Source organism: Streptomyces mesophilus (genome assembly GCF_040300965.1).
Lineage (GTDB): Bacteria > Actinomycetota > Actinomycetes > Streptomycetales > Streptomycetaceae > Streptomyces > Streptomyces mesophilus_A.
In genome coordinates, this window is the sequence record NZ_JBEPEW010000052.1 from 16,696 (window position 1) to 43,422 (window position 26,727).

Sequence of the window (26,727 nt, forward strand, 5' to 3'; positions counted from 1 at the left end):
CGGGACGGGCCGGCTCCCGGGAGCAGAGCCCCCGGGAGCGGAGCTCACTGCTGCCCGGACTGCTCCGACTGCCCTGCCTGCCCGGCCGGGCGCTTGCCCTCCACCACCTGGGACGCCGGCGGCGCCTGGACCTCGATGCGCTCGTCGAAGGACGAGAACGTCGCCGTGTTCTTCGCGGCACCCTGCGCCTCGATCCGCAGGACGTACGGCTTGCCCTCCGCCGCCACATGCACCGTGACCTGGTTGCCCTGCTCCGACTTCGTCAGCGTCGCCGTCCGGTGGCCGTCGACCGAGGAGTCCGCACCGCGCGAAGACCCCTTGAGCGCCTCCGGTGTGAACAGCGACTCGATCCGGCAGGTCGTGTCCTTCGCCTTGTCGGGGGACTTCACCCAGCGGCCCTGAGCCGCCTTCGCCGCCGCCTCGCCGCCGAGCACCATCTTCATGAACTCGGGCCCGCCCTTCGAGTACGACGTCCCGTCGACGGTGACCGACTCGACCTGCCCCACCATCGGGAGGTCCATCTTCGTCCGGCACTTCCCGCTCTCGGCGACCTCCATGGTCACCTTGGTGCGCTGGCCCCGCTCCTCGCCGTCGGTGGCGAGGCGGAACGACTTCGCGGACTTCATGGCCGCGGTCGCCTCGTCCGCGATGGTGCCGGCGCTCTTGCCGTCGAAGCTCTGCTCACCGCCACCGCTCGAACAGCCGGCCAGGGCGACCCCGACGATGCCGACCACGGCGAGCGACTTCCCGTACAAGCGCATTGCGTCATTCCTCCCGTTATGTGATCCAAGACACCCGGACCCTAACGGGCGCAGAGCGGACATAACGGGCGCACACGCTCACTCGACGATGTGCCGCCCCTCCGGACGTGCGCTGCACGACGCCTGGAACGAGCAGTGGGTGCAGTGCTGTCCTGACGACGGCCTGAAGCGTTCGTCGAGGACCTTGCCCGCCGCGTTCGCGAGCAGGTCGCCGACCCATTCGCCTTCGTTGAGCGGGCCCTGTGCCTGGACTCTCGGGAGCGCCTCGCCGCCGTCCTTCTTGGGCGCGGGCTGGCGCAGATGGACGAGCTCCGCGCCGCCGGGCAGCGGCCGCTCCCCGTCGAAGACCTCGTCGAGGGCGCCCTCGCGGACCGCCAACTGGTAGACGGCGAGCTGCGGATGGCGCTCCACCTCGGCCGCGGTGGGTGCGTTCTTGCCGGTCTTGAAGTCGACCACGTACGCGCGGCCCTGCGCGTCGGTCTCGACGCGGTCCATCGAACCGCGGATACGGACCTCCACGTCGCCCGTCTCCAGGGTCACGTCGAAGCCGTGCTCGCTCGCGACCGGCGTACGCGTCGCGTTGGAGTCGACGTGCCAGCGCAGGAAGCGCTCCAGGGCCACACGCGCGTTCTGCTTCTCCTGCGCGGACTTCCACGGTGCGTCGAAGGAGAGCCCGTCCCATACGGAGTCGAGCCGGGCCATCAGGACGTCGAGGTCGGCGGGTGTACGGCCGGAGGCGACCTCGTCGGCGAGGACGTGCACCACGTTGCCGAAGCCCTGCGCCGCGGTCGCGGGGGCGTCGGCCTTGACCTCGCGGCCCAGGAACCACTGGAGCGAGCAGGTGTTGGCCAGCTGGTCGAGCGCGCTGCCGGAGAGCGCGACCGGGTGGTCGCGGTCGCGCAGCGGGACCTTGCTGTGCGTCGGCTCGTACATGCCCCACCAGCGGTACGGGTGCGCCGACGGGACGAGGGGACGGCCGTCCTCGTCGCTGAGCGCGGCGAGCCTGGCCAGGCGCAGGGCGGCGGCCTCGCGCAGCTCCTCGGAGGCGCGCGGGTCCACGGTCGTGGCACGCAGCTCGGCGACCAGGGAGGCGACGGACAGGGGGCGGCGGGGGCGGGACGTGATGTCCTTGGCCTCGACGCCGAGTTCGGTGAGGAAGCGGGAGGGCTGGTCGCCGTCCTCCGCGGGGGCCTTCACCGCCGTGACGACCAGGCGCTCGCGGGCTCGGGTCGCGGCCACGTAGAAGAGGCGGCGCTCCTCGGCGAGCAGGGCGCCCGGCGTGAGCGGTTCGGCGAGTCCGTCGCGGCCGATCCGGTCCGCTTCGAGCAGCGAGCCGCGCCGCCGCAGATCGGGCCAGAGCCCCTCCTGCACCCCGGCGACCACGACGAGCCGCCACTGAAGGCCCTTGGAACGGTGCGCGGTCATCAGGCGTACGGCATCGGGCCTGACCGTCCGCTTGGTGAGGGTGTCCGCGGCGATGTCCTCGGCCTCGGCCTCCTCCAGGAAGTTGAGCGCACCGCGCCCGCCTGTGCGCTCCTCGGCGCGCGCCGCGGTCGCGAACAGGGCGCACACGGCGTCGAGATCACGGTCCGCGTTCCGCCCGGCGGCGCCGCCCCGGTACGCGGCGCGCTCCAGGCGGGCGGGCCACGGGGTCCCGTCCCACAGCTCCCACAGCGCGTCCTCGGCAGTGCCTCCGCCGGCCAGCAGCTCACGCGTCTTGAGCAGCAGCGCGCCGAGCCGCTGGGCTCCCTTCGCATACGCGGGGTCGTGCGCGGCGAGCCGCTCGGGCTCGGCGAGCGCACGGGCGAGCAGCTCGTCGGAGGGCCGCGGCGTGCGGTTGCCGCCCGCCCGCTCCTCGTCGCGCAGGGCGCGGCCGAGCCGGCGCAGGTCGGCGGGGTCCATGCCGGCGAGCGGGGAGGTGAGCAGGGTGAGGGCGGTCTCGGTGGAGAGCCAGGAGGGCGCGAGGTCGCCGTCGGCGCGGGCTTCACCGCCGGCCGCCTCACCGTCCTCCCGTACCGAAGGAGTCCCCTCGTCCTGCCGTACCGAAGGGGTCCCCTCGCCTTCCCGTACCGAAGGGCTCCCCTCGCCCTCCCGTACCGAAGGGGTCCCCTCGCCCTCGCGCTCCGCCAACACCCCCTCCGCCACCGCCCGCAGCGCGAGCAGCAGCGTCGCGACCGCCGGTTCGTGGCGCAGGGCCAGGTCGTCGCCGTCTATCTCCAAGGGGACGCCGGCCGCGGTGAGCGTCCGTCGGACGCCCGGGATGGTGCGGGCACCCGCACGCACCAGAACCGCCATCTCCGACCAAGGGATGCCGTCCTCCAGGTGCGCGCGGCGCAACAGGTCGGCGATGTTGTCGAGTTCGGTGCCGGGGGTCGGATACGTGTAGACCTCGACGCCGCCGCCCTCGTGTACGGCCGCGAGCTCGCGGTGGCGGCGGACCTTCTCGACGGGCAGCCTCGGCAGGGGCATCCGGCGGGTGATCAGCCGGGTCGCGGCCAGGAGCGCGGCGCCCGAGCGGCGGGAGGTCGTCAGGACCTCGACGGGCGCCGGGCGTCCGTCTTTACGGGGAAAGGCGTCCGGGAAGTCGAGGATGCCGTTCACGTCCGAGCCGCGGAACGCGTAGATCGACTGGTCCGGGTCGCCGAACGTGACCAGGGTGCGGCCGTCGCCCGCGAGCGCCTCCAGGAGCCGGACCTGGGAGGGGTCGGTGTCCTGGTACTCGTCGACGAACACCGCGTCGTAGCGCAGCGCCAGCTGCGCGGCGACGTCCGGGCGGCGGGCGAGCAGGACCGCGCGGTGGACGAGTTCCGCGTAGTCGAGGACGCCCTGCGCGTCGAGCACGTCGAGGTACTCGGCGAGGAAGCCGGCCGCCGCGTCCCAGTCGGGGCGGCCGATACGGCGGGCGAAGTCGGCGAGGGCGTCCGGGCCGAGGCCCAGCTCGCGGCTGCGGGCGAGCACCGCGCGGACCTCGTCGGCGAAGCCGCGGGTGGTCAGACAGGCGCGCAGGTCCTCGGGCCAGCGGATCCGGGCGTGGCCCTCGGCGGCCAGTTCCAGCTCACCTTCGAGCAGTTCGCGGACCATCACGTCCTGCTCGGGACCGGACAGCAGCCGCAGCGGGTTGACGAACAGGTCGACGTCCTGGTGGGCGCGGACCAGGGCGTAACAGAACGAGTGGAAGGTCGAAGCCTGCGGCGCCCGCACGCCGCCGATCCTGAGCGCCATCCGGTCGCGCAGCTCGACGGCGGCCTTGCGGCTGAAGGTGAGGACCAGGATCCGCTCGGGGTCCGTGCCGTCCTCCACACGCCGCGTGACGGCCTCGACCAGCGTGGTGGTCTTGCCGGTGCCGGGGCCGGCGAGAACGAGAAGCGGTCCGCCCTCATGGTCAACCACCGCGCGCTGAGCTGCGTCCAGACGAGGGGGATCCACACGCGGCGGCCGGGTACGCACCAGGCGGTACGCACCGTGGGTCCCCGGACGCGTCGCAGCGTCCGGAGTGCGCCGTTCGGAAGTGGAGGAGCTCACGTGGATCGCCGGTCCTGGTGGGTGTACGGGGTGGAAAGCAGTGGCTGTGCCCAAGGGTGGGTATCGGGGCTGCCGGGTGTGGTGGCAGCGCGGTGATTGCCGCGCCCGACGCTACGCGAGTGCGGAGGCGGGTCTCGCCGCTTCCCGTGGTTGTTGCCCTTGGCCTGCGCGAACGCCGTATCCTGGCCCCGCTTCCCCCGGACGGGCCCGCCATCGCCCCTGAGGCGCGCGGATGTCGGAAGCTGTCATGTGTGAGTGGGCCCCTCAGGCAGCGCGCCGTCCCAGCGCGCCCGCCGCATGTCGAGCCGTTGGCCGCCGTCCGCGGCCGTGCGCAGCGGTGTGGCCTCCACCCGGTACTGCTCGAGCGCGCGCCGCTCGTGCCCGGGCAGCAGCACCCCGTCCGAGCGCACCACACGCCACCACGGGACCGCGCCGCCGTAGAGCGCCATCGCGCGGCCGACCTGCCGGGGACCGCCATCGCCGAGCCACTCGGCGACATCGCCGTAGGTCATGACCCGGCCGGGCGGGATCTGCTCGGCGACCTCGAGCACGCGCTCGGCGTACTCGGGGATCTCAGGGATCTCATCGATCGCGTGGATCTCAGGGGGCCGCTGCTCGCTCATCCGCTCCATGGTGCCGTACGCCACCGACAGTGCGACGGGTCCGTGGAAACGGATGCCGGGCGGAACGGGCCGGGCAAACTCTCACAACACCGGCACGCGGTGTCTCCTGATTGCACCCTGATGCCCCCTGACGTCGGTGGCTCATGCCACCATCATCCGGGCGGTGACTGGTGATACGAGATCAAAAAGCGACGGATTCCGAAGGTACGCAGGGAGCGGACCCCATAAAGGGCGACGGCTCCGCTGCCGCTTCGCCGCGCCCTGACGACGTATCGCCGCGCCCGCGCCCGTACGAGAGCAACGGCGCCGCCCCCGCCGACGCGGACCACGACGATCACCACGAGCACGCGCCGGCCGAGGGGAACGTCGACCGGGTCGAGGGCGACGAGCCGCTGCTGCCCGCCCGTGTGCACCGGCCATCGGACCTGATGCGGCTGCTCGTCGGGATCCTGGCGATCGCGCTGCTGCTCGCCATCGCCGCGTTCGCGCACGGCACCACGAGCGGCCTCGAGGACGACATCTACAAGCGGACCGGGACGGCCCCCGATCTGCTGATCAAGTTCGCGGGTCTGGCGTCCAGCATCGCGGTGCTGCTCGTCCCCGTGGCGTTCGCCATCGAGCGGCTGATCAAACGGGACGGACTGCGGATCGCCGACGGTGTGCTCGCGGCCGTGCTCGCCCACGGCGTCACCCTGGCCACCGACCTCTGGGTCGCGGAGGCCGCGCCCGAATCCGTACGGGACGCGCTGACCCGACTCAACGACGCGGGGCAGCTGACCGATCCGGTGCACGGCTATCTGGCGCCGGTGATCGCGTACATGACGGCGGTCGGTCTGTCGCGCCGACCGCGCTGGCGCGTGCTGCTGTGGGCGGTGCTGCTGCTCGACGCGGTGTCGATGCTGGTGGCCGGGTACACCACGCCGTTCTCGATCATCCTGACCGTACTCATCGGCTGGTCCGTCGCGTACGGAACGCTGTACGCGGTCGGTTCTCCCAACGTGCGGCCCACCGCGCAGAACCTTCTGAGCGGTCTGCGCCATGTCGGCTTCAAGCCGGTGAGCGCGGCGCGCGCCGAGGAGACCTCGGACGCGCCGGACAGCGGCGACCGCGGCCGGCACTACTTCGTGACGCTTGAGGACGGGCCGCCGCTCGACATCACGGTGGTCGACCGCGAGCAGCAGGCGCACGGCTTCTTCTACCGGGTGTGGCGGCGCCTGACGCTGCGCTCGCTGACCACCCGCCGCTCGCTCCTGTCGCTGCGGCAGGCCCTCGAGCAGGAGGCGCTGCTCGCGTACGCGGCGATCGCCGCGGGTGCCAACGCGCCCAAGCTGATCGCCACATCCGAGCTGGGCCCGGACGCCGTGATGCTCGTGTACGAGCACACCGGCGGGCGCAGACTCGACTCGCTGGACGACGACGCGATCACCGACGGCCTGATGCGGGACACATGGCGGCAGGTGCAGGCGCTGCAGTCGCGGCGGATCGCGCACAGGCGCCTGGCCGGCGACGCGATCTTGGTGGATCGTTCCGGCAAGGTGATCATCACGGATCTCCGGGGCGGCGAGATCGCGGCCGGGGACCTGCTGCTCCGTATGGATATCGCGCAGCTCCTGACGACGTTCGGTCTGCGGGTCGGGGCCGAGCGGGCCGTCGGCGGGGCGGTCGAGGTGCTCGGCGGGGACACGGTCGCGGACTGTCTGCCGCTGCTGCAGCCGATCGCGCTGTCGCGCTCGACGCGGGCGATGCTGCGCAAGCTCGGCCGTGAGCGGGCGGAGCGGGAGCGGGAGGCGGTGCTGGATGCTTCGCGGCTCGCGAAGGAGGCGCGGGCCTCTGCCGAGGGCGACGCCGACGCCTTGCTGCACAAGGCCAGCAAGGCCGAGCGGCAGGCGGAGAAGCGGGCGATCGACGAGGCCGTCGAGGAGACCCGTGAGGACGACCTGCTCACCCAGATCCGCCACCAGGTGCTCAGCATCCGTCCGCAGGCGCCGGTCGAGCCGGCCCAGTTGGAGCGGATCAAGCCGCGCACGCTGATCAGCTGGATCGCGGGGGCGATCGCGGCCTACTTCCTGATGGGGCAGCTGACGGAGTTCGAGTTCGCGCGGCTCGAGAACGCCGAGTGGGGTTGGGTAGCGGCCGCGGTCGCGTTCTCCGCACTCAGCTATGTGGCCGCGGCCATGAGCCTGCTCGGTTTCGTACCGGAGCGGGTGCCCTTCCTGAGGACCATCGCGGCACAGGTGGCCGGGTCCTTCGTGAAGATCGTGGCGCCGGCCGCGGTCGGCGGAGTGGCGCTCAACACGCGCTTCCTGCAGCGGGCCGGGGTGCGCTCCGGTCTCGCGGTGGCGAGCGTCGGAGCCTCGCAGCTGTTCGGCCTCGGGGCGCACATTCTGCTGCTCCTGACGTTCGGCTATCTGACGGGCACGGAGAACAAGGCGGATTTCACACCGTCCCGTGCGGTGATCGCCGGACTGCTCACCGTCGCCGTGCTTGTTCTCGTGGTGACCGCGGTGCCGTTCATGCGGAAGTTCCTGTCCACGCGGGTGCGGTCGCTGTTCGCGGGGGTCGTGCCGCGCATGCTGGATGTGCTGCAGCGACCGCAGAAGCTGCTCACGGGGATCGGCGGGATGCTGCTTCTGACGGCGTCCTTCGTGATGTGCCTGTACGCGTGTCTGGTGGCCTTCGGAGCGGACGCGACCTCGGTCAGTCTGGCGGGGGTCGCGGTGGCGTTCCTCGTGGGCAACGCCGCCGGGTCGGCGGCGCCCACGCCCGGTGGTGTGGGGGCGGTGGAGCTCGCGATCTCCGGTCTGCTGGTGCCGCTCGCCGGGGTGCCCATCGAGATCGCCACTCCCGCGGTGCTGCTCTACCGGTTGCTGACGCTCTGGCTGCCGGTCCTTCCGGGATGGCTCGCGTTCAATCACCTGACCCGCAAGGGCGCGCTCTAGTACGCCAGGAGCAATGTCACCAGCAGCGCCAGCGACCCCATGACCTCGATCGCGCCCACCACCGGCACCTTCACACCGCGGCCCGGCAGCACGACCGCCCGTACGAGATAGGCGGCGAACGGGAGCGTGAGCCAGGGGTTCAGGAGGGCGGCCGCGGGGATCGCGAGCGCGTGGCAGGTCACCGAACCCCGGTAGTACGTCCGGGAGTTGCGCTCGCGGATCATCGTCTTCACGTACGGGACCGTGCCCGCGAAGTAGAGGAGACAGGCGAGCGCCGGTCCGAGCGCGCCCCAACTGCCCTCCCCCAGGCGGTAGGTGACCAGGAGCATCCCGCAGGCCGGGACCACCGCGAGCAGGCCGTTCACCAGCGCGCGCTCCTTGTTGCGCCGGGCGTACCAGGTGTTGGCCGCGACGAAGGGGGCGGCGAACACGCAGGCCGCCAGGAGCCACGGGTGGAGGTACGCCAGCGGGAGGCCGAGCACGGCGAACGCGGCGCCGAAGACGAGCGCCGGACGGATATGGCGGCGGGGCGCCTTCGGGTTGCGGGAGACGCGCGACAGACGGAGCCACTGCTGGGCGTGGTACGTCGCCATGTAGCCGAGCAGCCAGGCCGCCAGGAGCGGCAGATGCGCCCACCGCGGTGAGCCGAGGAACGTACCGGCGGCAAACGGCACCGCGAGCATCGCCCACGCCCCGTGCTGATCCGGCAGCCAGCTACTGCGGCTGCGACTGCGGCTCACAAAACCCTCCCGACTCCGGAATGTTGACCCTCTCCACCATCGCAGGGCGGGTCCTGGGGAAGTCAGGGAAGAGGTCCCGGCCGTAGGGGACCTCTGTCACCGCAAGTGCCCGAAATGCGGGCATAGCCTCGGATCAAGCCAATTCCACAGGTGTCCGGAGGGACGAGGCGTGCAGCAGGACAGCAAGAGCGCTGCCGAAGCATTGATCAAGGCCGGTGGTTTCTTCCGCCGCTCCGACGTGTCCAAGGTGTCGGAGGACCTGCGCACCATCACGCATACCGGCGGCCGCGCCGCCGAGGTCTTCTACCGAGACCGCTGGAGCCACGACAAGGTCGTCCATTCGACGCACGGCGTGAACTGCACCGGATCGTGCCGCTGGAAGGTGTACGTCAAGGACGGCATCATCACCTGGGAGACCCAGGCCACGGACTATCCGTCGACCGGTCCCGACCGTCCCGAGTACGAGCCGCGCGGCTGCCCGCGAGGCGCTTCCTTCTCCTGGTACTCGTATTCGCCGACCCGCGTGCGCTATCCGCTGGTCCGCGGCACGCTCCTGGAGATGTACCGCGAGGCCAGGAAGCGCCTCAAGGACCCGGTCCTGGCCTGGGCCGACATCCAAAAGGACGACGAGCGCCGCCGTAAGTACCAGAAGGCGCGCGGCAAGGGCGGCCTGGTGCGGGCCACTTGGGAAGAGGCCACGGAGATCGCCGCGGCGGCCCATGTGCACACCATCAAGAATTACGGGCCCGATCGCGTCGCAGGTTTCTCACCGATTCCCGCGATGTCGATGGCCTCGCATGCGGCCGGTGCGCGGTTCCATTCGCTGATCGGTGCGCCGATGCTCAGCTTCTACGACTGGTACGCGGATCTCCCGGTCGCCTCCCCGCAGGTTTTCGGCGACCAGACGGACGTTCCCGAATCGGGTGACTGGTGGGACGCCGCGTATCTGATGATGTGGGGCTCCAATGTGCCGGTGACCCGCACCCCGGACGCCCACTGGATGGCCGAGGCGCGCTACCGCGGGCAGAAGGTCGTCACCGTATCGCCGGATTTCGCGGACAACACCAAGTTCGCCGACGAGTGGATGCATCCGCACCCCGGCACGGACGGAGCGCTCGCGCTGGCCATGGGGCACGTCATCCTCAAGGAGTTCTTCGTCGAGAAGAAGACGGAATTCTTCGAGAATTACGTACGGAAGTACACCGACCTTCCCTTCCTCGTCTCCCTCAAGGAGAGCGAACAAGGCCTCGTACCCGGCAAGTTCCTCAATGCCGAGGATCTCGGCCTGGAGACCGAGAACGCCGCGTGGAAGACCGTTCTCGTGGATGACGTGACCGGTGAACTCACCGTCCCCAACGGCACCTTGGGCCACCGCTGGGGCAAGAACGAGACCCCCGAGTGGAATCTCGACCTCGGCGACACCGTGCCCCGGCTCTCCCTCGTCGACCACGCCGACGACACGGCGACCGTCACGCTGCCCCGGTTCGACGAGGACGGCGTGCTGCGCCGGGGCGTCCCCGTGCGCCGCGTCGGCGACCGTCTCGTCACCACCGTCTTCGACCTGCTGCTCGCCCAGTACGGCGTCGAGCGCCCCGGTCTGCCCGGCGAGTGGCCGACGTCGTACGAGGACACGGAAATCCCCGGCACCCCCGGCTGGCAGGAGACCCTGACCTCCGTACCCGCCGCCCAGGCCACCCGCGTGGCAAGGGAGTTCGCGCAGACCGCCGTGGACTCCGAGGGCCGCTGCATGATCCTCATGGGTGCGGGCACCAACCACTGGTTCCACTCCGAGACGATCTACCGCGCCTTCCTCGCCCTGCTCACGATGACCGGCTGCCAGGGCCGCAACGGCGGCGGCTGGGGCCACTACGTCGGCCAGGAGAAGTGCCGTCCGGTGACCGGCTGGGCGACGCTCGCGAGCGCGAGCGACTGGGGCCGGCCGCCCCGGCACATGATCGGCGCGGGCTGGTTCTACCTGCACACCGACCAGTGGCGTTACGACAGCCTGCCCGCCGACGCGCTCGCCTCGCCGCTCGGTGACGGCCGCTTCGCGGGCATGACCGGCGCCGACTGCCTGGCCGCCTCCGCGCGCATGGGCTGGATGCCCTCGTATCCGACCTTCGACCGCAACCCCCTGGAGCTGGGCGAGGCGGCCGAGGACCCGGTCCAGCACGCGGTGCAGCTGCTCAAGGACGGCGAGCTCGGCTTCGCCGGCGAGGATCCCGACGCGCCGGGCAACTGGCCGCGCGTGCTCAACGTATGGCGGGCGAATCTCCTGGGGTCCTCGTCCAAGGGCAACGAGTACTTCCTCAAGCACCTGCTCGGCACCCACTCCAACCTGCCCGAGGACGGGCCGCGTTGTGCGCCGCGGGACGTCACCTGGCACGAGGAGGACGTCGAGGGCAAGCTCGATCTGCTGCTCACCATGGACTTCCGGATGACCTCGACGACGCTGCTCGCCGATGTCGTGCTGCCCGCGGCCACCTGGTACGAGAAGCACGATCTGTCGTCCACCGACATGCACCCCTTCCTGCACGCGTTCACGCCGGCCGTGGACCCGCCGTGGCAGGCGCGTTCGGACTACGACGCGTTCCACGCGATAGCCAAGCGCTTCGGTGAACTGGCCAAGGACCACCTGGGTGTCCGCAAGGACCTCGTCGCGACCGCGCTCCAGCACGACACCCCCGGCGGCGAGATGGCCCAGCCCGGCGGTGTGGCGCTCGACTGGTCGAAGGGCGAGTGCGAGCCCGTACCGGGCCGGACCATGTACAACCTGACGGTCGTCGAGCGGGATTACGGCGCCGTCGGTGAGAAGTTCGCCGCGCTCGGTCCGCTGGTCGACACCCTGGGCGTGACCACGAAGGCGGTCACGTACGAGGTCGGCGAGGAAGTCGCGTATCTGAAGGAGAAGAACGGGGTCGTACGCGGCGGAGTGGCCGCGGGACGCCCGCGTCTCGACACCGCGCAGCGGGCCTGCGAGGCGATCCTCCAGCTCTCCGGGACCTCCAACGGGCGCCTGGCCACCCAGGGTTTCCACACCCTGGAGAAGTCCACCGGGCAGGAGATGGCGCATCTCGCGGCCGAGGCCGAGGGCAAGCGGATCACGTTCGCCGACACCCAGGCCCGGCCGGTGCCGGTCATCACCAGCCCCGAGTGGTCCGGCAGCGAGTCCGGGGGCCGGCGCTACACGGCGTTCACCGTGAACACCGAGCACCTCAAGCCCTGGCACACCCTCACCGGGCGCCAGCACTTCTTCCTCGACCACGACTGGATCCACGAGGTCGGCGAGTCCATGCCGGTCTACAAGCCGCCGCTGGACATGAACAAGCTGTACGGGGAGCCGAAGCTCGGCACCGTGGAGGAGAAGTCCGTCGCCGTCCGGTACCTGACCCCGCACAACAAGTGGGCGATCCACAGCCAGTACCAGGACAACCTGTACATGATGACGCTCGGCCGCGGCGGTCAGACGGTGTGGATGTCGCCGCAGGACGCCGAGTCGATCGGGGTCGCGGACAACGACTGGATCGAGGCGGTCAACCGCAACGGTGTGGTCACCGCCCGCGCGATCGTCTCGCACAAGATGCCGCCCGGCACGGTCTACATGAACCACGCGCAGGAGCGCACGGTCGGCGTCCCGAAGACCGAGAAGACCGGCAGGCGCGGCGGTATCCACAACTCGCTGACCCGGATCATGCTCAAGCCCACCCATCTCGTGGGCGGCTACGCCCAGTTGACCTGGGCCTTCAACTACCTCGGCCCGACCGGCAACCAGCGTGACGAGGTCACCGTCATCCGCCGCCGCAACCAGGATGTGGAGTACTGACATGCGCGTCATGGCACAGGTCGCGATGGTCATGAACCTCGACAAGTGCATCGGCTGCCACACCTGCTCGGTCACCTGCAAGCAGGCGTGGACCAACCGCAAGGGCACCGAGTACGTCTGGTTCAACAACGTCGAGACGCTGCCCGGCCAGGGCTACCCCCGGCGCTGGGAGGACCAGGAGAAGTGGAAGGGCGGCTGGGAGCGCACCCGTTCGGGACGGCTGCGGCTCAAGGCCGGCGGCAAGGCGAAGCGCCTCGGGCAGATCTTCGCCAACCCGGAGATGCCTCAGATCGAGGACTACTACCAGCCCTGGACGTACGAGTACAAGAACCTCACCGAGGCCCCGGCCGGCGACGACATGCCCGTCGCCCGGCCCGTCTCGCAGGTCACCGGTGAGCCGATCGACAAGATCGAGTGGGGCCCCAACTGGGAGGACAACCTGGGCGGCGGGCCCGAGCACGCCGTCAAGGACCCGCTCGTCGAGAAGGTCAACGCGATCCGCGACCAGGTCGGCGAACAGATCCGCATGGAGTTCGAGCAGAGCTTCATGTTCTATCTGCCGCGCGTGTGCGAGCACTGCCTCAACCCGGCCTGCGTGTCGGCCTGTCCGTCCGGCGCGATGTACAAGCGCGTCGAGGACGGGATCGTCCTGGTCGACCAGGACCAGTGCCGCGGCTGGCGGATGTGCGTCTCCTCCTGCCCGTACAAGAAGGTCTATTTCAACCACTCCACCGGCAAGGCCGAGAAGTGCACCTTCTGCTTCCCGCGCGTCGAGGTCGGGCTGCCGACCGTGTGCTCGGAGACCTGTGTCGGGCGGATGCGCTATCTCGGCGTGATGCTGTACGACGCGGACAAGGTCACCGAGGCCGCGGCGGTCGAGGACGAACAGGACCTGTACCCGGCCCAGTTGGGCGCCTTCCTCGACCCGCACGACCCGGCCGTGATCGCCGCCGCCCGCGCGAACGGCATCACCGACGAGTGGCTCGACGCCGCCCGCCGCTCTCCCATCTACGACCTGATCTGCACCTACCAGGTCGCGCTCCCGCTCCACCCGGAGTACCGCACCATGCCCATGGTCTGGTACGTCCCGCCGCTCTCCCCGGTCGTCGACGCGGTCGCCGCGACGGGCAGCGACGGTGAGGACGCGGGCAATCTGTTCGGCGCCATCGACGCCATGCGCATCCCGGTCGAGTACCTCGCCGAGCTGCTCGCCGCCGGGGACACGTACGTCGTCGACTCCGTGCTGCGCCGGATGGCCGCGATGCGCGCGTACATGCGCCGGGTCAATCTGAAGCAGCCGCGCGACGAGTCGATCGCGGCCGCCGTCGGGCTGACCGGCGAGGAGATCGAGGACATGTTCCGGCTGCTCGCGATCGCCAAGTACGAGGACCGGTACGTGATTCCGACGGCCGCGCGCGCCGACGCGGAGGCGCTGGCCGACTCGCACCCGATCGATGACTCGTGCCCCGTCTCCGCCCAAGCGCTGGGCGGCAGCCGCCCCCTGCTCAACCTCTCCCCGACGCGGAGGAGTGCATGACCCCCGATGCGCTGGTACGCCTGGTCGCCGGCCGACTGCTCCAGTACCCCGACGCGAGGCTGCACGAGGAGCTCCCGCAGTTCGAGGCGGCCCTCACCGGGGCGGCCCCCGAACCGGCCGGACTCCTCGCCGAGTTCCTCGCGTACGCACGTGTGACGCCGGAGCTGGAACTCGCCGCGCACTACAGCGACGTCTTCGACACCCGTAACCGCCGCTGCCTCTACCTCACGTGGTGGACGGACGGCGACACCCGCAACCGCGGTCTGTCCCTGGTCCGCATGAAGCGGATCTACCGGGACTTCGGCCTGGAGTTCGCGAGCGAGGAACTGCCCGACTTCCTGCCCGTGGCCCTGGAGTTCGCGGCCCTGCACCCCGAGGCCGGCACCCTGCTCCTCGAGGAGCACCGGGCCGGGCTCGAACTGCTCCGCCTCGCCGTGACCGCCGCGGACACCCCGTACGCGCGGGTCCTCGAAGCCGTCTGCGCCACGCTGCCCGGGCCCTCGCCCGAGACCAAGGCCGAGGCGAAGGCGCTCGCCAAGCGCGGGCCGAAGCACGAGAGCGTCGGGCTCTCCGACCCCCTCGAACCCTTCGGGCCGGGAGTCGAACTCCCCTGGCCCACCACCCGCCTGGAAACCGCGGAAAGGACGCCGGCCTGATGGACCTGATCCTGTGGGGAGCGTTCCCCTATGTCGTCGTGGTGCTGCTGGTCTCCGGGCTGATCTGGCGGGCGCGCTACGACAAGTTCGGCTGGACCACGCACTCCACGCAGGTGCACGAGTCGCGTCTGCTGCGGATCGGCTCGCCGCTGTTCCACTTCGGGATGGCGTTCGTGGTCGTGGGGCATGTGGTCGGGCTCCTGATCCCCAAGACCTGGACCGACGCGGTCGGGCTCAGCGACCACACGTACCACCTGCTCGCCGTCTCCACCGGCTCGGTCGCGGGCGTCGCGGCCGCCGTGGGCATCGGCATCCTCGTCTACCGCCGCTTCAAGGTCCCCGCCGTGCGGCAGGCGACGCTCAGGAGCGACCACCTGATGTACACGTTCCTGCTCGGCGCGATGGCGCTCGGGATCGTGGCCACGCTGCTCAACTCGACCGGAGCGACCGGGGATTACAACTACCGCGAGGGCGTCTCGCTGTGGTTCCGCTCGCTGTTCACCTTCCAGCCGGACTACGCGCTGATGGGCCAGGCGCCCGTCGCCTTCCAGCTGCATGTGCTCTTCGGCCTCGGGCTCTTCCTCCTCATCCCGTTCTCGCGCCTGGTCCACATGTTCAGCGCACCGCTGAAGTACCTCTTCCGCCCGTACGTGGTCTACCGCAGCCGCGACCCGCAGCAGCTCGCGCACCGTCCGTCGCGGCGCGGCTGGGAGAAGGTCGGCTCGTGAAGGGCGTCGTCCGCACCCCGCGCCACTCGGTCGGCGAGCGGCCGTTCATCGTCATCTGGGAAGCGACCCGCGCCTGCCCCCTGGCGTGCCTGCACTGCCGCGCCGAGGCCCAACTCGCCCGCGACCCCGGGGAGTTGGACGGCGCTGACGCGCGCGCCCTCATGGACCAGATCGCGTCCTTCGGCAAACCGAGCCCGCTGTTCGTGATCACGGGCGGCGACCCGTTCCAGCGCGCGGACCTGTGCGAGCTCATCGCGTACGGGACCTCGCTCGGTCTCCGTATCGCGGTCTCCCCCTCGGGCACCCCGACCCTCACGCACGAGAACCTCGCGGCGGTACGGGAAGCGGGCGCCGTGGCCCTGTCGCTGTCCCTGGACGGCTCGACGGCCGCGCGGCACGACGCGTTCCGCGGCGTTCCCGGGGTCTACGACTGGACGCTCGACGGCTGGCGGATGGCCCGCGACCTCGGCCTCAAGGTGCAGATCAACACCACGGTCACCCGGGACAGCCTGCACGACCTCGCCGATATCGCGGCGGTCGTGAAGCGCGAGGGCGCGATGATCTGGAGCGGCTTCATCCTGGTCCCGACGGGACGCGGCGAACAGCTGGACTCCCTCACGCCCGCGGAGGTCGAGGACGTCATGCACTTCCTCTACGACTGCGGCGCGGTCATGGCGACGAAGACGACGGAGGGCCATCACTTCCGCCGGATCGCACTCCAGCGCACGGCGCTGGCCGAGCGCGGGGAACAGCCGGTGACGGGCCCCCTGTACGCCTCCCTCGTCGCGCGCGCCCGCGAGCTCGGTGTCTTCGACGGTGCACGGCGGGCGGTGCGCCGCCCTCCGATGGACGTGGGCTCGGGCCGCGGCTTCGTCTTCGTCTCGCACACCGGCGAGGTACACCCCAGCGGCTTCCTGCCCCTGTCGGCGGGCAACGTCAAGAACCACCCTCTCCCGGACATCTACCGGGACTCGGCCCTGTTCAACTCCCTCCGCGACCCGTCCCTGCTCGAGGGCAAGTGCGGCCGCTGCGAGTACAACACGGTGTGCGGGGGGTCGCGGTCGCGGGCTTATGCGGTGACGGGGCGGACGCTGGCGGAGGACCCCTGGTGCGCTTACGAGCCGCCCAGCCCCGCAGGCACACCCAACCCCGCCGGCACACCCAGCCCCGCAGGCGCCCCGCCCTCACCCGGCAAACCCGGCCCCAAACCAGAAATGGCCACCTGACGCCCGACAACAGCCAAAAGCACGAGCCGCCGGCACCCCCACGGAACGTAGCGTCGAAACGCGGACCCACCCCCCAACGCGGGAGCAACCCATGCGCTCAGTGATCGTCATCGGCGGCGGCATCAGCGGCCTTGCGGCAGCCTGGCAGCTGCGCGGAAAGGCCGACGTCACCGTCCTGGAAAGCGACCAGCGCATCGGCGGCAAACTGCACACCAGCACCATCGGCGGCATCCCCGTCGACACCGGCGCCGAATCCATCATGGCGCTGCGCCCCGAGGCGGTGGAGCTCGCCCAGGAAGTCGGCCTCGGCACCGAGCTGTGCGACCCGGCCACCGCCCCCACCACCGTCTGGACCCGCGGTCAGCTGCGGCCCATGCCCGCAGGACACGTCCTCGGCATCCCCACCGAGCCCCGCGCCCTTGCCGGCACCGGTCTGCTCTCCGACGAGGGCCTCGAGCGGCTCTGCCGCGAAGAGGAACTCCCGGCGGGCCCGCTGCCCCGCGACACCGATATCTCCGTCGCCGGCTACCTCTCCGAGCGCATCGGGCAGGAGGCCGTGGACCGTCTCGTCGAGCCCCTGCTCGGCGGCGTCTACGCGGGCCGCGCCGACCGTCTCTCGCTGCGCGCGGCCATGCCCCGCCTGGCCGCGGTCGCCGAGCACGGCGGCTCGATCATCGGCGCGCTGCGCCGCGTGCGTGCGGCGGGCGCCCCGAAGGTGGCGGCGGTCCAGGGCGTACGCGGCGGTACGGGCCGGCTCCCGATCGCCGTCGCCCAGGCCTCCGGCGCCCGTATCCTCACCGCGACCCGCGCCCGCGAGCTGGCGCCCACCCCGTCCGGACGCTGGCGGGTGTGCGCCCAGACCGCGGACGGCCCGCTGGTCATGGAGGCCGACGCGGTGATCCTCGCGCTGCCCGCCTACGCGGCCGCCGAGCTGCTTCGCGGCCACTCCCCCGCGGCCCACGAGGACCTCTCCGCGATCCAGCACGCCAACTCCGCCGTGATCACCATGGCCTTCGACCGGGCCCGTACCGCCTCGCTGCCCGAGGGCAACGGCTTCCTGGTGCCGCCGGTCGACGGTCATGTCATCAAGGCCACCTCGTTCCTTACCAACAAGTGGAGCTGGCTCCAGGAGTCCGCGCCGGGCTCCTTCGTCCTGCGGGTCTCCATCGGGCGCGCGGGAGAGGACAAGGAACTCGACGTGCCCGACCGGCACTTGATCCGTACCGCCGTGTCCGAACTGCATCTCGCGGCCGGCCGCATGGGCGAGCCCACCTCGGCCCGCGTCACGCGCTGGGACCGGAGCCTGCCGCAGTACGGCGTGGGCCATGCCGACCGGGTCGAGCGGATCCGCGAGGCCGTCGCCAAGCTGCCGGGCATCGAACTGTCCGGCGCCGCGTACGAGGGCGTCGGGGTGGCCGCGTGCGTGGCGACCGGGCGCAAGGCCGCACGCCAGGTGTTCGAGGGCTGAGCCGGTCGGGTCGAGGACTGAGCCGAGGGCCGGGTCGAGGACTGCGCCGAGGGCCGGGTCGAGGACTGAGCCGAGGGCCGGGTCGAGGGCAGAGCCCCTTCCGTACGGAGCCCGTCGCGGACCGGTCGCCGCCCGCACCGCACGCCGTGCATGATCACACGTACGGCCCGCGCCAAAGGCGACCCCGCCCACCCGCCCGCAGGATGGGGGGCATGCCGAAGCCCCGCGCTGTGCGTCTCGCCCTGCCCGCCGTCCTCGCCCTGACCACCGCCTTGGCCACCGGCTGCGGCGGTGACTCCGACGGAAACGAGAAGGGCGATCTCACCGCACAGCAGCTGAAGTGGAAGGACTGCCCCGCACCCAGCGCGGCCCAGGGCGGCGGCGAGGCGCCGAGCCCGCTGCCGGCCGGAGCGGAGTGGCAGTGCGCCACGATGAAGGCGCCCCTCGACTGGGACGAGCCCGAGGGCGACACCATCGGGATCGAGCTGATCCGTGCCGAGGCGAGCGGCGACAAGGACAAGCGGATCGGTTCGCTCGTCTTCAACTTCGGCGGCCCCGGCGGCTCCGGCATCACCTCGCTGCCCGCCTTCGGCGAGGAGTACGCCAAGCTGCGCACCCGCTACGACCTGGTGAGCTTCGACCCCCGCGGGGTCGGCCGCAGCGAGCCGGTGACCTGTGAGGACGACGTCCAGCTGGACGCGTACTACCAGCAGGACGCGACCCCGGACGACGCCGAGGAGGAGCAGACGCTCCTCGACAACGTGAAGTCCTTCAACGGTGCCTGCGAGGACAAGGCCGGCAAGGTCCTGCCGCATGTCGCGACCACGGACGCCGCGCGGGACATGGATCTGATGCGCCAGGTGCTCGGCGACGACAAGCTGCACTACTTCGGGATCTCGTACGGAACCGAACTGGGCGGTGTGTACGCCCACTTGTTCCCGAAGAACGTCGGGCGCGCGGTCTTCGACGCGGTGGTCGACCCGACCGAGAGCCCCGAGCAGGGGTCGCTCGGGCAGGCCGGCGGCTTCCAGCTCGCCCTGGAGAACTACGCCAAGGACTGCACGTCGAAGGTCGAGGACTGCCCGGTCGGCGACACCGCCGAGGACGTACAGGCGCGGATCGCGAAACTCCTGAAGGACCTGGACGCGAAGCCGCTGCCCGGGCTCGGGCAGCGCAAGCTCACCCAGACCGCCGCGACCAACGGGATCGCGCAGTCCCTGTACTCGAAGGACTTCTGGGAGTACCTGACCGAGGGCCTGGAGAACGCGTACGACGGTGACGGACGGATCCTGATGGCGCTCTCGGACGCGATGAACGGCCGCAATCCGGACGGCACGTACAGCAATATCCAGGCGGCCAACGTGGCCATCAACTGCGCCGACGACAAGCCGCGTTACTCGCTCGAGGACGTGAAGGCGAAGCTGCCGGAGTTCCGTGAGACCTCGCCGCTGTTCGGCGACTATCTCGCCTGGGGCATGCTCGGCTGCTCCGACTGGGCGGTGGACGGCGCGGCCGACCATCCCGACGTGAGCGCCGAGGGCTCCGCCCCGATCCTGGTCATCGGCAACACGGGCGATCCGGCGACCCCGTACGAAGGGGCGCGCAAGATGGTCGAGTCACTGGGTGACGGGGTCGGGATCGAGCTGACGTACAAGGGCGAGGGGCACGGCGCGTACGACAGCAAGAACAAGTGCGTGCGCGAGGCCGTGGACGGCTATCTGCTCGACGGCAAGGAGCCGAAGGCGCGGACGGTGTGCTCGTAGCGCGTACGGCGTGATTCGTGTCCTGTCTGTGAGCGCGGACCGCAACCGTTCACCCCCGCACCGGCGCCTTTAGGATGTCGGGATTGATGCTCTAGGGGGGACGTCGTACATGGCAAGCACGTCAGGGGACCGGGGAGCCGGCCGGATACGCACAGCCCCGTCCCACGCACGGCCCACGGCCCTCGCGGTGGCCGCACTCCTCGCCGGTTCGCTGCTCGCCGGGTGCAGCGACGACGGCGGCTCGGCGGACAAGGGCGGCAAGGCCTCCACCTCGCAGAGCAAGCCCACCGAGTCGCCCGGCAAGGCCGACGATTCGGGACTCCCCGCCAAGCTCACGGAGCAGAAGCTGAGCTGGGGCGAGTGCGAGGGCGGCGGTTCGGGGGCCTCGGACAGCGCCTGGAAGTGCGCCACCCTCAAAGTGCCGCTCGACTACAAGGACCCGGACGGCAAGACCATCGGCGTCGCGCTGATCCGCAGCGAGGCACGCGACGACGGCAAGCGGATCGGCTCGCTGCTCTTCAACTTCGGTGGCCCGGGCGGCTCCGGTGTCAGCGCGCTGCCCTCCTTCGCCCCCGGCTACCAGGCCCTGCAGGAGCGCTACGACCTGGTCGGTTTCGATCCGCGCGGGGTCGAGCGCAGTGGCGGTGTGGAGTGCCGCAGCGACGAGGAGACCGAGCAGGCCTTCACCACGATCGACCTCACCCCGGACACGGCCGCCGAGGAGAAGGCGTACTTCGAGGACGCCGCGGACTTCGGCGCGGGCTGCAAGCAGCAGTCCGGCGACATCCTGCCGTATGTCTCGACGTCGAATGCCGCGCGCGACATGGATCTGATGCGCATCGTGCTCGGCGACGAGAAGCTGCACTATCTCGGCTACTCGTACGGCACCGAACTGGGCGGCACCTACGCCCACTTGTTCCCGTCTAAGGTCGGCCGGCTCGTCCTCGACGCGGTGGTCGACCCGAGCGCGGACATGGTCGGGCACGCGAAGAACCAGACCCGGGGCTTCCAGCGGGCCCTGGAGAACTATCTGAAGTCGACGGGCGAGGATCCGAAGGACGGCACGGCGAAGATCGCCGCGCTCCTGAAGGCGCTCGACAGGAAGCCGCTGCCGGCGGCGGGCGGCCGCGAGCTGAACGAGACGCTCGGCACGACCGGGATCACTCAGGCCCTGTACTCGGAGAGCAGCTGGCCGCAGCTGACGGCCGCGCTGGCGGCCGCCGAGGACGGTGACGGTTCGCCGCTACTCGCGCTCGCGGACGAGTACAACAACCGTGACGCGTCCGGGCGTTACAGCACGGCGATGCACTCCCAGCGTTCGATCTCCTGCGCCGACACCTCGGTCAGGCCGACGCCCGCCGAGGCCAGGAAGCTGCTGCCGCAGTTCCTGAAGATCTCTCCGGTGTTCGGCGGCTACCTCGGCTGGGACGCGGCCGGCTGGTGCCACCAGTGGCCGGTGGCCGGTGAGCACAAGACCCCCGAGGTGAGCGCGCCGGGCGCGGAGCCGATCCTCGTGATCGGCACGACCGGCGACTCGGCCACGCCGTTCGAGGGCGCCCGCAAGATGGCCGACGAACTCGGCAAGGGCGTCGGGGTGCACCTCACCTTCAAGGGCGAGGGCCATGGCGCGTACGGCGGCGGCAACGCGTGCGTCGACTCGACCGTCGAGGACTATCTGCTCGACCACAAGGTTCCGGAAGACGGAAAGGTCTGCTCGTAATGCCCCGCAAGTCCCGTTCCATATCCGTCCCTTCCGCGGCTCTCGCGCCCTCCCTCCTGGCGGCCGCCCTGCTCATCGCCGGCTGCACCTCTTCGTCTTCTCCCTCCGATACGAAGGGTTCCGGTACGAAGGGCTCCGACTCCTCCTCGTCGAAGGGGAGCGGCAAGGGCGTACCGGACACGAGCACCGTCGACTGGACCCGCTGCAAGGCGCCCACCGCGAACCAGGGGACGGGCAAGGCGCCGGGCGGCAAGTGGCAGTGCGGCACGCTCGAAGCGCCGCTCGACCATGACAAGCCCGACGGCGAGAAGATCAAGATCGCGTTGATCCGCAAGCCGGCCACCGAACCGGACCGCCGCATCGGCTCCCTGCTCTACAACTTCGGCGGCCCCGGCGGCTCGGGTGTCTCCACGCTGCCGCAGGCGGCCGTGGACTACGAGGACCTCAACGAGCGCTACGACCTGGTGAGTTTCGACCCGCGCGCGGTGGGCGAGACGGCCACGGTGCGCTGTGTGGACGACAAGGAGATGGACCGGCTGTCGCAGGAGGACGACGGTCCGCCCGAGACCCCGGCCGAACAGGCCGAGGACACGGCCGAGTCGCGCCGGCAGATCGAGGCCTGCGAGACGAAGGCGGGCAGGCTGCTGCCCCACGTGGGCACCTCCGACACGGCTCGCGACATGGACCTGATCCGCGAGGCGCTGGGCGAGAAGAAGCTCAACTACTTCGGCATCTCGTACGGCACGGAACTGGGCGGTGTCTACGCCCACTTGTTCCCGAAGAACGTCGGGCGGACCGTCTTCGACGCGGTGGTCGATCCGACGGAGGGCCAGATCGAGGGCGGCCTCGCGCAGGCCGAGGGCTTCCAACTGGCTCTGGAGAACTACCTGAAGGACGTCGGCAAGGACCCCGCCGAGGGTTCGGCGGAGATCACGGCGCTGCTGGAGCGCGCCGAAGCCTCCCCGCTGCCGACCTCCGGCCCGCGCAAGCTCACCCGGGGCCTGGCGGAGACGGGGATCGCGGCGGCCCTGTACAGCGAGGAGACCTGGCCGTACCTCACCCAGGGCCTCCAGGAGGTCGAGAACGCCGGCTCGGGCTCGATCCTGCTCCTCATGGCCGACGCCTACAGCGGCCGCGACCCGCAGACAGGCCGCTACAACAACATGTCCCAGGCCAACGCCGCGATCCGCTGCGCCGACTCCACCGAACGCTTCGGCTACGCCGACGTCAAGCGCCAGCTCCCCGCGTACAAGAAGGCCTCCCCGGTCTTCGGCGAGTCCATGGTCTGGGGCCTGATGGCCTGTACGGACTGGCCGGTCGACGGCGAACGCAAGACCCCTGAGGTCTCTGCCCCCGGCGCCTCCCCGATCCTGGTCATCGGCAACACGGGCGACCCGGCCACCCCGGTCGAGGGCGCCAAGAAGATGGCCGAGGCGCTGGGCGACGGTGTCGGCGTGAACGTCACGGTGGACGGCGAGGGCCACGGCACGTACGGCGTGAACGACTGCGCGACCGAGACGGTGGACGCGTATCTCCTGGACGGGAAGGTGCCGCAGGACGGGAAGACCTGTTCGTAGGGCGGGAGTTCCGCTCGCGCAGTGCGGGAGTTCCGCTCGCAGGACGGGAGTCCGGTTCGCGGCGCGGGCGGCTCCGCTCGGGGGCCGGGCGCTCCGCTCGGCTGCCGGGCGGCTCCGCTCCGCTGCCGGGACCGGTTGTCAGTGCCCTGCGGCATAGTGCGGGCATGATCGACGACTTGGACGGCATCGACTGGGCAGCCATGAGCCATGCCTACGGTCCGGCGGACGACGTCCCCGGATGGCTGCGGGCCATGTCCTCGCCCGATCCGCAGGTGCGGGAGCGGGCGTTCGGGGACTTCTACGGGGCTGCCCATCACCAAGGTGATGTCTACCCCTGTACGGCGCTGTGCGTGCCGTACCTGTTCGCCTTGGCGACGGACAGCGCCACGCCGGACCGCGCGGCGGTCGCCGAGCTGCTCCTGAGCATCGGACGCGAGGCCGCCGAGCGCGGCGACCAGGTCTTCGTGGATCCGGACGGCACCGAGTCGACGGCCGGCAGGGACAGTTGCGCGCTGATGCGTGAGCGCGTCGACGCCCTGGCCGCCTTCACCACGGACCCCGATCCGCGCGTCCGCAGGGCGGGCATCGAGGGGGTCGGGCTCTTCCTGGACGACGCCGAGCGGGCGGTCAGGCTGCTGCGGGAGCGGCTCGCGGCCGAGGACGGCATCACGGAACGGCTCCTGATCGTCCGTACGACGGCCGACCTGGCGCTCCGGCTGCCGTACGGGGGCGACGCGGCCAGAACGCTCCTGTACGCCTGGGCCGAGGACGCCGAGGACCCCGGCATCCGCCTCGCGGCCCTGGTGCACCGCGCCCGCTGTGCGCCCGAGGAGATCGACGAGGGGACCGTCACCACGGCGATCGGCCTGCTGCGCGACCTCACCCCCGCAACGGCGACGGCCCCGGCGGACACGGGCTGCTCCGGGACCTGCACCTGCACGGACGAAGGCGAGGCGACGGACGTCCCGCCGCAGATCGCCGCCGCGTTCGCCGACCTCGACCGGTACAACCGGGTGCACGCGCCCACCACTTCACTGCTGCGCACGTTCCACGCCGTGCTCGACGGGCGGCTGCCGGAGCGCCGGCTGCTCCTCGCCGAACAGTTGCGCAGCCCCGACGCCGGTACGCGGTACGACGCGATCCGCACGGCCCAGGACCTGATCACCACGTGGCGGGGCGACCACACCGGGCTCGTCACGCTCCTCGCGGGCTGTCTGCTGCCCGACGACCCGTACACCGCCGCCGCGGCGGCCGAGAGCCTCGGGCGTCTGACACCCCTGTGCGAACCGGCCCGCGAAGCTCTCGCCTCCTACGTCGCCGGACAGCGCGCCGCGCACGGACCCGGCGTATGGGCGGCGCCGCGGCCGCTGCTGCGGCGGGCCCACCAGGAAGCCGTCATGGCGCTGGCCCGGCTCGGCGATCCGCGTGCGCTGCCGGATCTGCTGACCGGTCTCGACTCCGGCCGCGACGTCTGGCGTGCCGTTGGGGTCTGCGGTCATCTCCCTGCTGCCGCAGGCGAGTTGACGCCGAGGCTGTGCCGCATCCTCAGCGAGGCCGACTTCTCCGCGCCGGGCCCGGACATGAGCACCGGCGCCGTCATATCCGCCCTGGCCGCTCTGGGCGATCCTGCCGCCGCGCCCGCGCTCACCGAGGCCGTCGGCACGGCGGTCCGCCACGAGCAGTGGCGTACAGCCGCCTCCGCCGTGGACGCCCTCGCGTCCTTCGGTCCCCGTGCCGCACCCGCGTCGGCGGTGATCCGCCCGCTGACGGACACGGAAGACCTCGATCTGCGGGCGGCCGCGGCGGCGGCGCTGTGGGACATCGGCCGGGACGCGGCCGAAGCCGTACCGCACCTGTCGGCCCTGCTCGGCACCTATCGGAACGCGGAGGCCGCCGACGCCCTCGGACGGATCGGCGCAGCGGCCGCGCCGGCCCTGACGCAGCTGCGCCCTCTTCTGGAGGCCGGCTACGACTGGACGCGGGTGCATGCCGCGGCGGCCATCTGGGACATCGCGGGCGAGCCGGAGGCGGAAGCGGTGCTGCACACCTTGCTGACCGCCTGGGACGGGAACGACGCGACCGCTCCGTTCGTCCTGTCCTGCCTCGACCGGATGGGCCCGGCCGCCGCCCCGGCCAGAGCCCGTATCGAGGCGGCGCTCGAACTGCCGCGCCGCAGCGTCACGTTCCATGGGGTCGCCGCGGACGAGAAGCTCCAGGATGCGTGCCACCGCGTGCTGGTCGGTCTGGACGGCCCTGAGCCGACGGAGGCCATCAGGCAGTGGGCCCGCGCCCACGGCTTCGCGCTCCCACTGCGGGGACGCATCCCCGCAGCCGTACGAGAAGCCTGGAGGGATGCGCATCGGCGCGAGTGACGCACAGGGGCCGGAGCGCGACGAACCGGCAGCAGGAGGAGGGCCGTTGGGGCCTGACACTCCACCGCGGCCCGCCCTTCCGCGAAGGTGCCTCACACCAGGGGCGCGCTCAGCTCGATCGCCCGCAGCGCTGCCGCCAGCGCCTGCTCGTCTCCGACGTCCAGGGCCGTATCCGTCAGTTTGATGACGTGCTCGTCGCCGTGGGCCAGGGCCCGTTCGGCGACCTCTTCGGGGGTGAAGGTGCCGGGCGGGGTGTAGGTGATCCCGGTCGGCGGTGCGTACATCGCGGTGACCGCGGCGGAGGCCGTCCAGGCCGCGCGCAGGCTCTCCGGCCACAGCTCGTGCGGAAGTGCGGGCAGGGTGCGCAGGACGGCGTTGGGTGCGGTGGCGGCGTGGACGAGCATCGTCTCCTCGCCGTGGCCGTGGGTGGCGTAGCGGTGGGTGGCGGCGCGGACCAGTTCGGTGAGGCGGGCGTGGACGTCGGCCGGTTGCTCTGCCTCGTACGCCCAGACCGGCAGGGCGCTCACCCGGCCGAGCAGCGTGGGGAAGCCGCCGCTTTGGTCGGCGATACGGGGCACGGCGTCCAGGGCCCCGGCCGCGGTCCGCGCACCGGGCAGCGACGGCCGGACCGATACGGGATGGTGGCGGGCGGCCCAGTAGCCGAGGCCGTGCGCGAGTTCGGCGAGGCGCGGGGCTGTGGGCTCGCCCTGCGCCGACAGGAGCGTCCGCACGGCATGGCCCACCCGGATCACCGGATGTGTCGAGCCGCCGTACATGCCGGGGAGCAGCCGGGGCCACCACTGGGCGAGCACCTCGCGCCACGGACGTTCGGCGACCTCCGCCTCGAAGTACCCGATCCAGTCGGCCACGCGCCGCGGATCGCCCAGCGCTTCGGGCCAGCCGGCGTCCGTGACGGGCTCGACCCGTGCAGGGAACTCCTCCAGTTTGGGCGCGTACAGGTCGAGCCAGCGGTGCACCGACCGCGCCTGACCACGGGCGGCGAGCGACTCGACCGCCATCGGCGCGTGATTGGTGAGCCGCCCGAGCCGCTCGGGCCCCGAACCGTGCAGCCGCTCCAGCGCTTCGTCCAGCGTTCCTGACGTATCCATGGCAGGACTGTAGGCAGGGGGGCGCAGGGGGCGGATCGGGCGGGAGGTGTAGGCACCGGCCTGGTGGGTCCTAGGCCCAACAGGGCAGGTGAGGTGGGCCTGTTGGCCGAGGCTGACGGTCGTCCGCCGAGGCGATCATGGGTGCTCGGTGGTCGACCGGACG

General features: G+C 71.3%; 16 protein-coding genes. 11 read left to right on the forward strand and 5 right to left on the reverse strand.

Annotated features, from left to right (window positions below):
• Positions 1 to 44 precede the first annotated feature (44 nt).
• The 3 genes from ABT367_RS19680 to ABT367_RS19690 form a co-directional block, all read right to left on the reverse strand.
• Positions 45 to 761, reverse strand: a complete 717-nt coding sequence (locus ABT367_RS19680; protein ID WP_352254360.1) for a hypothetical protein — start codon at positions 759 to 761, stop codon at positions 45 to 47.
• 78 nt (positions 762 to 839) lie between these two features.
• The gene (locus ABT367_RS19685; protein ID WP_352254361.1) at positions 840 to 4,283 is read right to left on the reverse strand and encodes an ATP-dependent helicase; all 3,444 of its coding nucleotides are present in this window, start codon (positions 4,281 to 4,283) and stop codon (positions 840 to 842) included.
• Positions 4,284 to 4,528: 245 nt separating this feature from the next.
• Complete coding sequence (locus ABT367_RS19690) at positions 4,529 to 4,906, reverse strand: MGMT family protein (RefSeq protein ID WP_434975498.1); 378 nt, start codon at positions 4,904 to 4,906, stop codon at positions 4,529 to 4,531.
• A 170-nt stretch (positions 4,907 to 5,076) separates the two neighbouring features.
• On the opposite strand from ABT367_RS19690, the gene ABT367_RS19695 reads away from it, so the two are divergent.
• Positions 5,077 to 7,845 (forward strand): lysylphosphatidylglycerol synthase transmembrane domain-containing protein, encoded by a 2,769-nt coding sequence (locus tag ABT367_RS19695; RefSeq protein WP_352254362.1) that lies wholly within the window; start codon positions 5,077 to 5,079, stop codon positions 7,843 to 7,845.
• Here ABT367_RS19695 and ABT367_RS19700 read toward each other — a convergent pair.
• Positions 7,842 to 8,585, reverse strand: a complete 744-nt coding sequence (locus ABT367_RS19700; RefSeq protein WP_352254363.1) for a YwiC-like family protein — start codon at positions 8,583 to 8,585, stop codon at positions 7,842 to 7,844. The genes ABT367_RS19695 and ABT367_RS19700 overlap by 4 nt on opposite strands.
• 169 nt (positions 8,586 to 8,754) lie before the next feature.
• On the opposite strand from ABT367_RS19700, the gene ABT367_RS19705 reads away from it, so the two are divergent.
• The 10 genes from ABT367_RS19705 (at position 8,755) to ABT367_RS19750 (ending at position 25,455) form a co-directional block, all read left to right on the forward strand.
• Positions 8,755 to 12,408, forward strand: a complete 3,654-nt coding sequence (locus ABT367_RS19705) for a nitrate reductase subunit alpha (RefSeq protein ID WP_352254364.1) — start codon at positions 8,755 to 8,757, stop codon at positions 12,406 to 12,408.
• A gap of 1 nt (position 12,409) precedes the next feature.
• Positions 12,410 to 13,945, forward strand: coding sequence for a nitrate reductase subunit beta (gene narH, locus ABT367_RS19710; RefSeq protein WP_352254365.1), 1,536 nt, complete (start codon positions 12,410 to 12,412; stop codon positions 13,943 to 13,945).
• A complete protein-coding gene (narJ, locus tag ABT367_RS19715; protein ID WP_352254366.1) occupies positions 13,942 to 14,601 on the forward strand; it encodes a nitrate reductase molybdenum cofactor assembly chaperone in 660 nt (219 codons plus the stop codon). The genes narH and narJ overlap by 4 nt, the downstream gene beginning before the upstream one ends.
• On the forward strand, positions 14,601 to 15,329 hold the full coding sequence (gene narI / locus ABT367_RS19720; protein WP_352254367.1) for a respiratory nitrate reductase subunit gamma: 729 nt from the start codon (positions 14,601 to 14,603) through the stop codon (positions 15,327 to 15,329). Before narJ ends, narI begins: the two co-directional genes overlap by 1 nt.
• On the forward strand, positions 15,326 to 16,555 hold the full coding sequence (locus ABT367_RS19725; protein WP_352254368.1) for a TIGR04053 family radical SAM/SPASM domain-containing protein: 1,230 nt from the start codon (positions 15,326 to 15,328) through the stop codon (positions 16,553 to 16,555). The genes narI and ABT367_RS19725 overlap by 4 nt, the downstream gene beginning before the upstream one ends.
• 91 nt (positions 16,556 to 16,646) lie before the next feature.
• Positions 16,647 to 18,023 (forward strand): protoporphyrinogen oxidase, encoded by a 1,377-nt coding sequence (hemG, locus tag ABT367_RS19730; RefSeq protein ID WP_352254369.1) that lies wholly within the window; start codon positions 16,647 to 16,649, stop codon positions 18,021 to 18,023.
• A 212-nt stretch (positions 18,024 to 18,235) separates the two neighbouring features.
• Positions 18,236 to 19,786 carry an alpha/beta hydrolase gene (locus ABT367_RS19735; RefSeq protein ID WP_352254370.1) on the forward strand — a complete coding sequence of 517 codons (1,551 nt, stop codon included), beginning with the start codon at positions 18,236 to 18,238 and terminating at the stop codon, positions 19,784 to 19,786.
• Positions 19,787 to 19,895: 109 nt separating this feature from the next.
• On the forward strand, positions 19,896 to 21,506 hold the full coding sequence (locus ABT367_RS19740; protein ID WP_352254371.1) for an alpha/beta hydrolase: 1,611 nt from the start codon (positions 19,896 to 19,898) through the stop codon (positions 21,504 to 21,506).
• Positions 21,506 to 23,083 (forward strand): alpha/beta hydrolase, encoded by a 1,578-nt coding sequence (locus ABT367_RS19745; protein ID WP_352254372.1) that lies wholly within the window; start codon positions 21,506 to 21,508, stop codon positions 23,081 to 23,083. The genes ABT367_RS19740 and ABT367_RS19745 overlap by 1 nt, the downstream gene beginning before the upstream one ends.
• Before the next feature lie 164 nt (positions 23,084 to 23,247).
• The gene (locus ABT367_RS19750; protein ID WP_352254373.1) at positions 23,248 to 25,455 is read left to right on the forward strand and encodes an Lsr2 family DNA-binding protein; all 2,208 of its coding nucleotides are present in this window, start codon (positions 23,248 to 23,250) and stop codon (positions 25,453 to 25,455) included.
• A gap of 92 nt (positions 25,456 to 25,547) precedes the next feature.
• Here the strand turns inward: ABT367_RS19750 and ABT367_RS19755 are convergent, their stop codons facing one another.
• Positions 25,548 to 26,564: a questin oxidase family protein gene (locus ABT367_RS19755; RefSeq protein ID WP_352254374.1), complete on the reverse strand. Its 1,017-nt coding sequence runs from the start codon at positions 26,562 to 26,564 to the stop codon at positions 25,548 to 25,550.
• Positions 26,565 to 26,727 lie beyond the last annotated feature (163 nt).